10 protein-coding genes are annotated in these 12,684 nt (G+C 70.3%); 5 read left to right on the plus strand and 5 right to left on the minus strand.

Annotated features, from left to right (window positions below):
* Window positions 1–26: 26 nt before the first annotated feature.
* Both cobT and fsa read right to left on the minus strand, forming a co-directional pair.
* Window positions 27–1,841 carry a cobaltochelatase subunit CobT gene (gene cobT, locus H7F53_RS05835; protein WP_185678660.1) on the minus strand — a complete coding sequence of 605 codons (1,815 nt, stop codon included), beginning with the start codon at window positions 1,839–1,841 and terminating at the stop codon, window positions 27–29.
* 178 nt (window positions 1,842–2,019) lie between these two features.
* Entirely contained in the window at window positions 2,020–2,670 is a 651-nt protein-coding gene (gene fsa / locus H7F53_RS05840; RefSeq protein ID WP_185678536.1) for a fructose-6-phosphate aldolase, read from the minus strand.
* A 155-nt stretch (window positions 2,671–2,825) separates the two neighbouring features.
* Between fsa and H7F53_RS05845 the strand changes: the two genes are divergently transcribed.
* Window positions 2,826–4,994, plus strand: coding sequence for a primosomal protein N' (locus H7F53_RS05845; protein ID WP_185678537.1), 2,169 nt, complete (start codon window positions 2,826–2,828; stop codon window positions 4,992–4,994).
* A gap of 61 nt (window positions 4,995–5,055) precedes the next feature.
* Window positions 5,056–6,621 (plus strand): cryptochrome/photolyase family protein, encoded by a 1,566-nt coding sequence (locus tag H7F53_RS05850; protein WP_185678538.1) that lies wholly within the window; start codon window positions 5,056–5,058, stop codon window positions 6,619–6,621.
* On the opposite strand, the gene H7F53_RS05855 is transcribed toward H7F53_RS05850, so the two are convergent.
* From H7F53_RS05855 to H7F53_RS05865, 3 genes are all read right to left on the minus strand, one after another.
* Window positions 6,622–6,975: a hypothetical protein gene (locus H7F53_RS05855; RefSeq protein WP_185678539.1), complete on the minus strand. Its 354-nt coding sequence runs from the start codon at window positions 6,973–6,975 to the stop codon at window positions 6,622–6,624. It abuts the gene before it with no gap.
* A gap of 122 nt (window positions 6,976–7,097) precedes the next feature.
* Window positions 7,098–8,171, minus strand: coding sequence for a methylated-DNA--[protein]-cysteine S-methyltransferase (locus H7F53_RS05860; RefSeq protein WP_185678540.1), 1,074 nt, complete (start codon window positions 8,169–8,171; stop codon window positions 7,098–7,100).
* The gene (locus tag H7F53_RS05865; protein ID WP_185678541.1) at window positions 8,168–8,659 is read right to left on the minus strand and encodes a DUF1203 domain-containing protein; all 492 of its coding nucleotides are present in this window, start codon (window positions 8,657–8,659) and stop codon (window positions 8,168–8,170) included. The genes H7F53_RS05860 and H7F53_RS05865 overlap by 4 nt, the downstream gene beginning before the upstream one ends.
* Before the next feature lie 97 nt (window positions 8,660–8,756).
* On the opposite strand from H7F53_RS05865, the gene H7F53_RS05870 reads away from it, so the two are divergent.
* From H7F53_RS05870 to atpA, 3 genes are all read left to right on the plus strand, one after another.
* Complete coding sequence (locus H7F53_RS05870; RefSeq protein ID WP_185678542.1) at window positions 8,757–10,301, plus strand: S1C family serine protease; 1,545 nt, start codon at window positions 8,757–8,759, stop codon at window positions 10,299–10,301.
* Between the two features lie 268 nt (window positions 10,302–10,569).
* Window positions 10,570–11,124, plus strand: a complete 555-nt coding sequence (locus tag H7F53_RS05875) for a F0F1 ATP synthase subunit delta (protein WP_185678661.1) — start codon at window positions 10,570–10,572, stop codon at window positions 11,122–11,124.
* A 14-nt stretch (window positions 11,125–11,138) separates the two neighbouring features.
* Window positions 11,139–12,668, plus strand: coding sequence for a F0F1 ATP synthase subunit alpha (gene atpA / locus H7F53_RS05880; protein WP_185678543.1), 1,530 nt, complete (start codon window positions 11,139–11,141; stop codon window positions 12,666–12,668).
* Window positions 12,669–12,684: the final 16 nt, after the last annotated feature.

A 12,684-nucleotide genomic window follows, 5' to 3' on the forward strand; every position in this document is an offset into this window, starting at 1 on the left:
GGGGACTTCCTTCGGGACGGCGGCCGTCATTCTTCCTCGAACAGGTCGGCGAGCTGTTCGATGATCGTGCCGCCGAGTTGCTCCACGTCCATGATCGTCACGGCGCGGCGATAGTAGCGGGTGACATCGTGGCCGATGCCAATGGCGACGAGCTGGACCGGCGACTGCTTCTCGATCCAGTCGATCACCTTGCGCAGGTGCTGTTCGAGATAGCCCGCCGAGTTCACGCTGAGCGTCGAATCGTCGACCGGCGCGCCGTCGGAAATGACCATCAGGATGCGGCGGTCTTCCTGCCGGGCGAGCATCCGGTTGTGCGCCCAGAGCAGCGCCTCGCCGTCGATGTTCTCCTTCAGCAGCCCCTCGCGCATCATCAGGCCCAGGTTCTTGCGCGCGCGGCGCCAGGGCTCGTCGGCCTTCTTGTAGACCACGTGGCGCAGATCGTTGAGACGCCCCGGGTGGGCCGGCTTGCCTCCCGCCAGCCAGGCCTCGCGGCTTTGCCCGCCCTTCCAGGCCCGGGTGGTGAAGCCGAGGATCTCGGTCTTGACCCCGCACCGCTCAAGCGTGCGCGCCAGTACGTCGGCGCTGATCGCCGCGATCGAGATCGGCCGCCCGCGCATCGATCCCGAGTTGTCGATCAGCAGGGTGACGACCGTATCCTTGAACTCGGTATCCCGTTCGATCTTGTAGGACAGCGACTGTCCGGGCGAGACCACCACGCGGGCCAGCCGCGCGGCGTCGAGCAGGCCCTCCTCCTGATCGAAGTCCCACGAGCGGTTCTGCTGCGCCATCAGCCGGCGCTGCAGGCGGTTGGCCAGCCGGGTGACCACGCCCTGCAGCCCCTTGAGCTGGGCATCGAGATAGGCCCGCAGCCGGGTCAGTTCCTCGTCGTCGCACAGCTCGGTGGCGGCGATCACCTCGTCGAACTGGCTGGTATAGACCTTGTAGTCGAAGTCGGACGGCAGGTCGGTCCAGGGCCGGTTGGGACGAACCGGGAGCATGCCCTCCTCGCCTTCGTCGTCGCCGTCGGCATCGTCGGGCAGGTCGTCGGCTTCGCTCTCGCCCTCGTCGTCGCCCGGCTCGCCGCTGTCCGAAGGCTCGGCCGCGGTTTCCATCGGCTGGTCCTGGCTGTCGGGATCGGTACCGTCCTCGTCCTCGGGCGCCTCCTCCTCGGTCTCGTTCTCCTCGGGCTCGTTGGGCTCGGGCTGATCGGGCGCCATCCGCGTCAGTTCGAGGTGCTGGAGCATGTCAAGCGCCAGGGCCTGGAACGCCTTCTGGTTGCCGAGCGATCCGGCCAGGGCCGCGAAATCATCGCGGGCGCGGGCATCGATCCACGGCCGGACCAGCGCCACGCCAGCCTGGGCCGCCTCGGGCACGGGCTGGCCGGTCAGGTGCTCGCGCAGCAGGAGCGCCAGCGCCGAGGCCATCGGCACCTCGTCCGAGCGGGTCGCCCGCGCGATCGGGTCGCTGCCGATCCGCGCGGTGAGCGCGGCGTCGAGGTTGCCGCGCATGCCCTCGAATCCGGTGGAGCCGAGCGCCTCGTAGCGCACCGCCTCGACCGCGTCGTAGCAGGCCCGCGCGGTCGGCTCGGCCGGGGCGTTGCGCGCGTGGAGCGCCTCATTGTGGTGGCGCAGGCGCAGGGCGAAGCCATCGGCATAGCCGCGAGCCAGCGCGGCCTGCTCGGCCGCCAGCGTACGCCCGGGCATCGGCACGCGGAGCGTCTGGCCGGTCAGGACCGGGGCATCGGCGGTCCAGACCAGATCCAGCTCCTCAGCGCCCGAGATCGCCCGGCTGGCTCCGGTGAGCGCGGTCTTGAAGCGGTCGAGGGGCGATTCCTGGGACATTCTGATCCGGTAGGGTTGGCGCGCGGGCTTCGACAGGCTCAGCCCGAGCGGAATGGTGGCCATGGCCACTTCCACAAGCCCGCTCAGCCTGAGCTTGTCGAAGGCCACGCGCAGCGTTCGCCCCCGTGTGTGGCGGCAGTCCGCTCCGGGCGCAAGCGCCCGATCGGGTGGCGCGCCGCTAGAGCGTCTGCCCGGTCTTGGCCCAGTCGGCCAGGAAGCCCTCGATGCCCTTGTCGGTCAGGACGTGCTTGAACAGCCCCTTGATGACGGCGGGCGGCGCGGTCATCACGTCGGCTCCGATCTTGGCGCTTTCCAGCACGTGGATCCCATGCCGCACGGAGGCGACAAGGATTTCGGTCGCGAACGAGTAGTTGTCGTAGATCAGGCGGATGTCGCTGATCAGACCCATGCCGTCGAAGCCGTTGTCATCGTGGCGGCCGACGAAGGGCGAGATGAAGGTCGCGCCGGCCTTGGCGGCAAGCAGCGCCTGGTTGGCCGAGAAGCACAGCGTGACGTTGACCATGGTGCCATCGCCCGACAGCTTCTTGCAGGTCTTCAGCCCGTCGATCGTCAGCGGCACCTTGATGCAGACGTTGTCGGCGATCTTCCGCAGCTTTTCGGCCTCGCGCATCATGCCTTCGTGGTCGAGCGCAATCACCTCGGCGCTGACCGGCCCGTGGACCAGCCCGCAGATCTCCTTGGTGACCTCCATGAAGTCACGCCCGGACTTGGCGATCAGCGAGGGGTTGGTGGTCACGCCATCGAGCAGCCCGGTGGCGGCCAGGTCGGCGATTTCGGCGGTATCGGCAGTGTCGACAAAAAACTTCACGGGAGCGCTCCGGGGCTTGGCGGTTTCGCTCGCCTATAGGCGGCACGGCCGGTTCGGGCCAGCCCTTGCGCGGGCGGAGCGGTGGATTGATCGCGCGCGTGCCGAATCCCGTACCGGGGCTGGCACCCGACCGATCCTCCCCATATAGCCCCGGCATGGACCGGGTCCGCCTGATCATCTTCAACGCCGCGCTGGGGCCGCTGGATTACCGGGTGCCGCCGGGCATGGCGGTGGAACCAGGGTCGGTGGTGATCGCCCCGCTCGGGCCGCGGCAGGTGCTGGGCATCGTGTGGGATGCCGACCGGCTCGACGGCGGCACCGAGGTGCCCGCCAGCAAGCTGCGCCCGCTGCTCAAGGCCCTGCCCGTGCCGCCCCTGTCCACGCCGCTGCGGCGCCTGATCGAATGGACCGCCGACTATTACTGTGCGCCGCTGGCTGCCGTGGCGCGCATGGCGATCGGATCGACGGCCGCGCTCAAGGGCGGCGGGACCGCCACCGAGTATCGGCTGACCGGGGTCGAGCCCGCCCGCCTCACCCCGCAACGGGCCGCCGCGCTCGATGCCCTGCATGACGAGCAGGCGACGATCCGCGAACTGGCCGAACGCGCCGGGGTTTCGGAAGGGGTCTTGCGCGGCATGGTCGGGGCGGGCCTGCTCGAACCGGTGCTGGTCGATCTCGATCGGCCCTACCCCCGCGCCCGGATCGATTTCGCCGCACCCGATCTCTCGCCCGACCAGCAGGCCGCCGCCGACCGCTTCAGCACCGCCGTGCGCGATGGCGGGTTCCAGCCGTTCCTGCTCGACGGGGTGACCGGATCGGGCAAGACCGAATGCTATTTCGAGGCGGTCGCCACGGCCATCGCGCTCGGCCGGCAGGTGCTGGTGCTCCTGCCCGAGATCGCGCTGACCGAAAACTTTCTGCGCCGCTTCGAGGCGCGCTTCGGGGTGCCGCCGGTGCTGTGGCATTCCTCGCTGAAGTCCAGCGAACGGCGACGGGCGTGGCGGGCGATCGTTTCCGGTGACGCGCAGGTCATCGTCGGCGCCCGTTCGGCCCTGTTCATGCCCTATGCCCGGCTGGGGCTGATCGTGGTGGACGAGGCGCACGAGGTCTCGTTCAAGCAGGACGACGGGGTGCGCTACAACGCCCGCGACGTGGCGGTGGTGCGCGCCAAGTTCGAAGGCATCCCGGTGGTGCTGGCCAGCGCCACGCCCGCGCTCGAATCGATGCAGCTCGCCGAGGCCGGGGTCTACATCAAGGTTGAGCTGGCCGCGCGCTATGGCGGGGCCGAGCTGCCCGCCATCCGCGTGGTCGACCTCAGGAAAGACCAGCCCGAGCGCCAGCACTGGATCGCCCCGCCGCTGGTCCGGGAACTGCGCGACCGGCTCGACCGGGGGGAACAGTCGCTGCTGTTCCTCAACCGCCGCGGCTATGCCCCGCTGACGCTGTGCCGCACCTGCGGCTATCGCTTCCAGTGCCCCAACTGCACCGCCTGGCTGGTCGAGCACCGGCTGTCGCGCCGGCTGGCCTGTCATCACTGCGGGCACGAGGTGCCGACACCCGAGGCCTGCCCCGAATGCGCCACGCCCGACTGCATGGTCGCCTGCGGCCCCGGGGTTGAGCGCATCGCCGACGAGGTGGCCGAACGGTTTCCCTCTGCCCGCGTCGCCGTGGTCACCTCGGACACGCTGAATTCCCCTGGCAAGGTGCGCGAGTTCGTCGAGGCGGTCGAAGGTGGGCTGGTCGAGGTCATCGTCGGCACCCAGCTGGTGACCAAGGGCTACCACTTCCCCGAGCTGACCCTGGTGGGGGTGATCGATGCCGACCTGGGGCTGGAGGGCGGCGATCTGCGCGCCGGCGAGCGGACCTACCAGCAGATCGCCCAGGTGGCCGGGCGCGCCGGGCGCGGCGAGAAGCCGGGCGAAGTGCTGATCCAGACCCGCCACCCCGAAGCCCCGGTGATCGCCGCCCTGGCCGCAGGGGACCGGGATTCGTTCTATGCCGCCGAGGCCGAAGCCCGGCGCGAGGCCGGCGCGCCGCCGTTCGGACGCTGGGCGGCGATCATCGTGTCGAGCGAGGACGAGGCCGAGGCGCGCGAGGCGGCGCGGGCGATCGGCGGGACGCGCCCGGACCTGCCCGACGTGCTGGTGCTGGGCCCAGCCCCGGCGCCGATGGCCCTGCTGCGCGGGCGCTACCGCTACCGCCTGCTGCTCAACGCGCGCCGCTCGGCCGAGGTCCAGCGGGTGATCCGCGACTGGCTGGGCCAGTTGCGCTTCCCGCCCGGCGTCCGCGTAGCGGTGGACATCGATCCCTACAGCTTCGTCTGACGCGCCCGCCCCTCCCCAAAGCCCAGCTTGCTTCGGGCTGCCCTCGCGCCATCCCCGCTGTGTGACCGCAGCCCCCGTCCTCGTGCCGATTCTGGGCGACCAGCTCAGCCCTGGCCTGTCCAGCCTGGCCGACCGCTCTCCGGCCGACACGGTCGTGCTGATGATGGAGGTGGCCGAGGAGACCGGCTACGTCCGCCACCATCAGGCCAAGCTGGTGCTGGTGCTTTCGGCGATGCGTCATTTTGCCGCCGAACTGCGCGCCGCCGGCTGGACGGTGGACTATGTCGCGCTCGACGATCCCGGCAACAGCGGCAGTTTCACCGGCGAGGTGGCGCGCGCGGTGGCCCGGCATGGCGCGCGCGGGGTGCAGGTGACCGAGCCTGGCGAATGGCGGGTGCGCGAAGCGATCGAGAGCTGGCGCGACAGCCTTGGCGTGCGCGTGCGGATCCTGCCCGATACCCGCTTTCTCTGCCCCCTGCCCGACTTCTTCGCCTGGGCGGCGGGCCGCCGCGAGCTGCGGATGGAGTACTTCTATCGCGACATGCGCCGCCGCACCGGGCTGCTGATGGAGGGAGACAAGCCGGTCGGCGGGCGCTGGAACTTCGACGTCGAAAACCGCGGCGCCGCCCCGGCCGATCTTGTCCCGCCAGCCCCGCCCGCCTTCGCCCCCGACGCGATCACCCGCGAGGTCCAGGCCCTGGTCGCCGCCCGCTTCGCCGGGCACTTCGGCACGGCCGAGCGCTTCGCCTGGCCGGTCACCGCCGCCGCCGCCGAGCGCGCGCTGGACCATTTCCTGACCGAGCGGCTGCCGCTGTTCGGGCGGTACCAGGATGCCATGCTGGCCGGGCAGGACACGATGTACCACGCGCTGCTCGCGCCGGCGCTCAACCTTGGCCTGCTCGATCCGCTGGCGGTCTGCCGCCGCGCCGAGGCCGAGTGGCGCGCCGGGCGGGTGCCGATCGAGGCGGCCGAAGGGTTCATCCGTCAGATCATCGGCTGGCGCGAGTATATCCGCGGGATGTACTGGCTGGAGATGCCCGGCCTGGCCGCCGCCAACCATCTGGAGGCGACGCGCCCCCTGCCCGAGTTCTGGTGGACCGGCGAGACGCCGATGCGCTGCCTCGCCGAATGCGTCCGCACCACGCGGGACAACGCCTATGCCCACCATATCCAGCGGCTGATGGTGCTAGGCAACTTCGCGCTGCTGGCCGGGCTGCGCCCGCAAGAGGTCGCGGACTGGTTCCTCGCGGTCTATGCCGATGCCTACGAATGGGTCGAACTGCCCAATGTGGCAGGCATGGCGCTGCACGCCGATGGCGGACGACTCGCCTCGAAGCCTTATGCGGCCAGCGGCGCCTATATCGACCGGATGAGCGATTACTGCGGATCGTGCCACTACAAGGTCAAGCAGAAGACCGGACCGGAGGCCTGCCCGTTCAACGCGCTCTACTGGCATTTCCTAGCACGCAACGAGGCGAAGCTGGCGGGCAATGCCCGGCTGTTCCAGCCCTATGCGACCTGGCGGCGAATGGGCCCGGACAAGCAGGCCGATTACCTCGCCAGCGCCGAGGCGTTCCTCGCCACGCTTAAGCCGGCGCGGCCCGGCTGGGCCCGCGCGGCGGGCTGATCAGCTCCAGTTCGCCGGGGTCGGTCCGCACTGCGCCGGCGGGGCGGGCGGCTCGCCCTCGCCGAAGGCCACCGGCATCGGGAACCAGCGGTCGCGCGGGGCGGCGGCGCTGTCCGGAGTGCCCCAGTCCATCTCGCGCACCCACGACACGAGCGCGGCATCGGCCTGCGGCTGGCCGGTCGAAACCACCACGAAGGCATCGGCCACGCGGTTGCCGGTCAGCTTGACGCAGACCACGCCCGACTGCCCGACCAGGGCCCGCGGGACTGAGGGAAGGCCCTGGGCGGACACCGTGCACGACGGCACCAGCGCCAGCAGGATCGAGACGACAGGGATCATAACGCGAGTCAGCATGGTTGCTGTTTACCTGCCGCGCGCCGGCTCGACATAGGGATATCACCGGGGGGCGCCCGGCAGATTCGCCGCCGTCCACATCTGGGACGCCCGGGCCCGGAGGGGTTAATCGGTCGCTCTGATCAATTTGCCATTCGCTCGCGGCGGAGCAGTTCCTGCTTGATCGCCGGGCCCCAGGCATAGCCGCCCAGACTGCCATCGGCGCGGACCACGCGGTGGCAGGGGATCAACACGGCCACGGCATTGGCGCCGTTGGCCGACCCCGCCGCGCGCACCGCCGCGGGATGGCCGGCGGCGGCGGCGATCTCGGCATAGCTGCGGGTCTCGCCCGCGGGGATCTGCCGCAGCGCAGCCCAGACGCGCTCCTGGAAGGCCGTGCCCTGGACATCGAGCGGGATATGCGCGCTGGGTCGGCCGGGCTGCTCGACCGCGGCGACGACCTCTGCCAGCAGCGCGGTGAAGGCGGGATCGGCCGGGGCAAGCTCGGCATGGGGGAACCGCGTCCGCAGATCGTCTGCGGGCTCGGTGAAGGCAAGGCGGCAGATCCCCTTGTCGGTCGCCGCGACCAGCATCGGCCCGAGCGTGGTGGTCACCACGGCCCAGCGGATCGTCACCCCCCGGCCTCCGTCGCGCCAGGCCGAGGGGGACATGCCCATCCGCCCCTCGCTGGCGGCATAGAATCGTGACGGGGCGGAATAGCCGCTGTCGTAGATCGCATCGGTAACCCGATCCGCCCCCGCCAGCGCCGCCAGCGCGCGCTCGCGCCGCAGGCTGCGGACATAGGCGGCGGGAGACAGCCCGACGAGACGCGAGAACACCCGCTGGAAATGGGCCGGACTGTAGCCCGCGGCCGCCGCCAGCTGCGCCAGCGGCGGCGCGGTCTCGGCGGCGCGCAGCGTGGCGAGCGCAGCGGCTACGGCAGCCTCGTCACGGGCGACGTCATCGGGCAGGCAGCGCAGGCAGGGACGCAGGCCGGCGGCGCGGGCGGCCCGACCATCGGCGAAGAATCCGACATTGGCGCGGGCCGGGTGCCGGGCGGCGCAGGACGGACGACAATAGATTCCGGTGGAGAACACCCCGGTCACGAACCGCCCGTCATAGCGGCGGTCGCGTGCCAGCACGGCGCGCCAGGCCTCCTCGCTGCCCGGGACATCGCTTTTTGGCCCCGCGGTGACGGGAACGGTGGCGGAGGTCACAGCCGGGGCTCCTCTCGATCGACCCGCGCCGCGAAGCAGCCGGGGGCGGCGTTGTGCGCGTGGATATAGGCGATGGCCGGGTCGGCGAACAGGGCCCGGATCGCAGGGTCGGCCTCGCCCGGGGCGGCCAACCGCGCCTCGCGCAGCGTGCCGTCATCGGCGAAGCCGCGCAGCGCCAAGTGGCGTCCGGCAAACACCGGCGGCGGGACCGCGACGTGGCGCGCCGGGGCTCCACCGGCCCGGATCGCCGCGACGCGGACATAGATCGCATAGGCGAAGCGATACGGTCCGGCGACCGGGTGGGTGACATGGTTGAGCAGCAGCAGCTCCTCGCCCTGGCGGGCGTCCTCCAACGTGATGCGGCAGGGAAAGCCGCGGTTGGCGGTGGCGGTGACCCGGGAGATGCCGCGCTGCGCCAGCGCCGCGTCATCCAGGTCCGGCAGATCCGCGAAGAGGTCGGCCGCGAGGCCGGTGACGATGTAGGTCATGGCATGTCTCCTTGGTGGCGGCTGGCTAGCCCAGCGCGCCCGGCGCCGCGTCCCGCGCCTTGCGGTCAAACTTGGCTGTGGCTAATCGGGACGGGTGATGCGCCCCTTGATCCTGCTCGCCCTGTTGCTGCTGGCGCTCGCCCCCCACCGCGTGACCGCCGATCCGGCCGATATCGCCGCCGCGTCGCGCTCGGTCGTGCGGGTGGTGCTGATCTCGCGCAGCGGCGGCGGCGTGCAGCTGATCGGCCACGGCTCGGGCTTCGCGGTCGCGCCGGACCTGGTGGTGACCAACGCCCACGTGATCGCGCCGATGGCCGAAAGCCCGGACATGCGGGTGGGCGTGGTCCCGTCGCAGGGGCAGACGGGCTACTTCGCCAAGGTCGTCGCCTATTCGCCGCGCAACGATCTGGCTCTGTTGCGCCTGTCCGAGAAGGGCAGCCTGACCCCGGCCACCCTGTTCACCGGGGCCGTGACCGATGGCGAGGACGTCTATGCGGTGGGCTATCCCGGCAATGTCGACCAGGCCCAGGGGCTCGATCCTTCCGACCTGATGAGCCCGACCGTGCCGGTGAAGACCCGCGGCGCGGTCTCGGCCGGGCGCAGCAGCAAGGGCTTCGAGACGATCCTGCACACGGCGCCGCTCGGCACGGGCAATTCGGGCGGCCCGCTGCTCGACAGCTGCGGCCGGGTGATCGGCGCCAACTCGTTCGGCACGGCGTCCGACAGCACGGCAGATTCGGAGTTCTACTTCGCCGTCTCGATGCGTGAAATCGCCCGCTTCCTGATCGGCGCCAAGGTGACCCCGCGGACTACCGGCGAGCCGTGCCGATCGATCGCCGAGCTCGACGCGCTCGAACGCGAGCGCCAGGCCGGCGCGCTGGCCCAGTCGGCCGAACTGCAGCGCGCCGCCGTGGCCCGGCGCGACGCTGCGCTGCAGCAGGCCACCCGGCAAGCCGAGCTCGAGATCATCACCGGGCGCGAGAACCACATCGCGCTCGCCGGGCTGGCGCTGGTGCTGGCCACCCTGACGGGCGGCGCCAGCCTGTGGCTGGGCCAGCAGCGCCGCCGCCGCGAGCGCAAGCTGGCGCTGGCCGTGGCCGGTCTGGCGGTTATCGCCGCACCGATCGCATGGTTCACCCGGCCCTCGATCAGCGAAATCGATTCGCGCGCCCAGGCTATCGTCGCGGCTGGCGAGACGCCGGAAAGCGGCAGTCCCAGCGAACCCGCCGCCACAGCGCTCCCGCCGCTGATCTGCGTGTTCAACCCGCAGCGCAGCCGGGTGACCGTGTCCGACACCGCCGACGTGCCGCTGGCCTTCGCCCCCGACGGCTGCGTCAACGGGAAGACCCAGTACGGTCCGGGTCCCGACGGCTGGGCACGGGTGCTGGCGCCCAACGGCGAGGACGCGGTGACCGTGGCGACCTTCGACCCGGCCACGCGCACCTACCGGCAGGATCGCTACCTGCTCGATCTCGACACTCTGACCAAGGTCCGCGCCGAACGGGCACGCTATCCCGCCCCGGCCTGCGGCGCGGGCGAGGCCGAGGCCAACCGGCTGGCCGATTCCCAGGCCGCGATGCGCGCATTGCTTCCTGGCGCTCCGAACGAGCGTCTGGTCTACGATTGCCGCCCTGCGCAATAGAGCGCGCGGCGAGGTCTGCCGGCGGCCGGACAGAGAGCGCAAGACCGCGGCTTTCCGCCACTGTCGGACCCGTCGTTAATCGATCGATGAAACGCGGGAATTCCGCGACGCGTTAGACTTAGGTCCGGTGCCTTGCATCCCCGGGCTTTCATTGCTAGGCGCGCCCCCGACGATAAGGGGCGTCGGCATGGGCAGCGCCGGTTGCGGCAGGCTTGCCCTGGCCAGCAACCCGGTCAATCCGGCACCCGTTGAAAAGGAAACGACGCGCGTGGAGAATTCCGCCGGCATCACCGCCAGCCTGCAGGGGCGCTACGCCTCGGCGCTCTTCGACCTTGCCCGCGAGCAGGACAGTGTCGCCGCGGTCGAGGCCGATCTGGACAAGCTGGGCGAGGCGATCGGCGCCTCGGACGATCTGGCCGGGCTGATCCGCAACCCGAAGGTCACCCGCGAAGCCGCCGCCCGGGCGATCGATGGCGTGGCCGCCCTGCTCGCGCTCTCGCCGCTGACCCGCAACTTCCTCGGCGTGCTCGCCGCCAACCGCCGCCTCTCGGCCCTGCCCGAGATCGTTCGCGCCTTTGCCGCCATCGCCGCCGCCTTCCGCGGCGAAGTGACCGCCGAGGTCACCAGCGCCCATCCGCTCTCGGCCGACCAGCTGAAGGCACTGGGCGCCAAGCTCCAGGCCCGCGAGGGCCGCACCGTCAAGCTCAAGGCGAGTGTCGATCCCGAACTGCTGGGCGGGCTCGTCGTCCGCATCGGCAGCACCCAGATCGACAGCTCGATCCGCACCCGTCTCAATACCCTCGCCCAGGCGATGAAAGGCTGAAAGGCTTAAAGATCATGGAAATCCGCGCCGCTGAAATCTCGAAGGTCATCAAGGACCAGATCGCCAGCTTCGGCACCGAGGCCCAGGTCTCGGAAGTCGGCACCGTGCTCTCGGTGGGTGACGGCATCGCCCGCATCCACGGGCTGGACAAGGTCCAGGCCGGCGAAATGGTCGAGTTCGCCAATGGCGTGAAGGGCATGGCCCTCAACCTCGAGGCTGACAACGTCGGTGTCGTGATCTTCGGCTCGGACGCCGAGATCAAGGAAGGCGATACGGTCAAGCGCACCGCCACCATCGTCGACGTGCCGGTCGGCAAGGGGCTGCTCGGCCGCGTGGTCGACGCACTGGGCAACCCGATCGACGGCAAGGGCCCGATCGAGGCCACCTCGCGCCAGCGCGTCGAGGTCAAGGCGCCGGGCATCATCCCGCGCAAGTCGGTGCACGAGCCGGTCCAGACCGGCCTCAAGGCGATCGACGCGCTTGTCCCGGTCGGCCGCGGCCAGCGCGAGCTGATCATCGGCGACCGTCAGACCGGCAAGACCGCAATCGCGATCGATACCTTCATCAACCAGAAGGAAGCCAACAAGGGCAGCGACGAGAGCAAGAAGCTCTACTGCATCTATGTGGCCGTCGGCCAGAAGCGCTCGACCGTCGCCCAGATCGTCCGCCAGCTCGAGGAAAACGGGGCGATGGAGTACTCCATCGTGATCGCCGCCACCGCCTCGGAACCCGCCCCGCTCCAGTACCTGGCGCCCTACACCGGCGCGACCATGGGCGAGTTCTTCCGCGACAACGGCATGCACGCCGTGATCGTCTACGACGACCTCTCCAAGCAGGCCGTCGCCTATCGCCAGATGTCGCTGCTGCTGCGCCGCCCGCCGGGCCGCGAAGCCTATCCGGGTGACGTGTTCTATCTGCACAGCCGCCTGCTCGAGCGCGCCGCGAAGATGAACGACGAGAACGGCGCCGGTTCGCTGACCGCTCTGCCGGTGATCGAAACCCAGGCCGGCGACGTCTCGGCCTACATCCCGACCAACGTGATCTCGATCACCGACGGCCAGATCTTCCTTGAGACCGGCCTGTTCTACCAGGGCATCCGTCCGGCCATCAACGTCGGCCTCTCGGTGTCGCGCGTCGGTGGTGCGGCCCAGACCAAGGCGATGAAGAAGGTCGCCGGCTCGATCAAGCTTGAGCTCGCGCAGTACCGCGAAATGGCGGCCTTCGCGCAGTTCGGTTCGGACCTCGATGCCTCGACCCAGAAGCTGCTCAACCGCGGCGCGCGCCTGACCGAGCTGCTCAAGCAGAAGCAGTTCAGCCCGCTCTCGTTCGAGGAGCAGACCGTGTCGATCTTCGCCGGCACCAACGGCTACCTCGACAACATCGCGGTCAGCCAGGTGACCGAGTACGAGGCCGAGATGCTCAGCTTCATGCGCGAAAAGCACGCTGACGCGCTGGAGGAGATCCGCACCACCAAGGACTTCGGCGACAGCGCCAAGGCCAAGGTCAAGGCGGCGCTCGACGCTTTCGCCAAGCAGTTCGCGTAAGTGCCGTCGTCCCGGC

The sequence above is a fragment of the Novosphingobium piscinae genome, assembly GCF_014230355.1.
Lineage (GTDB): Bacteria > Pseudomonadota > Alphaproteobacteria > Sphingomonadales > Sphingomonadaceae > Novosphingobium > Novosphingobium piscinae.

What these genes read in the sequence shown, in the direction of transcription:
- cobT (WP_185678660.1), bottom strand. Translation starts at nt 1,841, where the DNA reads ATGTCCCAGGAATCGCCCCTCGACCGCTTCAAGACCGCGCTCACCGGA.
- H7F53_RS05845 (WP_185678537.1), top strand. Translation starts at nt 2,826, where the DNA reads ATGGACCGGGTCCGCCTGATCATCTTCAACGCCGCGCTGGGGCCGCTG.
- atpA (WP_185678543.1), top strand. Translation starts at nt 11,139, where the DNA reads ATGGAAATCCGCGCCGCTGAAATCTCGAAGGTCATCAAGGACCAGATC.
- H7F53_RS05865 (WP_185678541.1), bottom strand. Translation starts at nt 8,659, where the DNA reads ATGACCTACATCGTCACCGGCCTCGCGGCCGACCTCTTCGCGGATCTG.
- H7F53_RS05855 (WP_185678539.1), bottom strand. Translation starts at nt 6,975, where the DNA reads ATGCTGACTCGCGTTATGATCCCTGTCGTCTCGATCCTGCTGGCGCTG.
- H7F53_RS05870 (WP_185678542.1), top strand. Translation starts at nt 8,757, where the DNA reads ATGCGCCCCTTGATCCTGCTCGCCCTGTTGCTGCTGGCGCTCGCCCCC.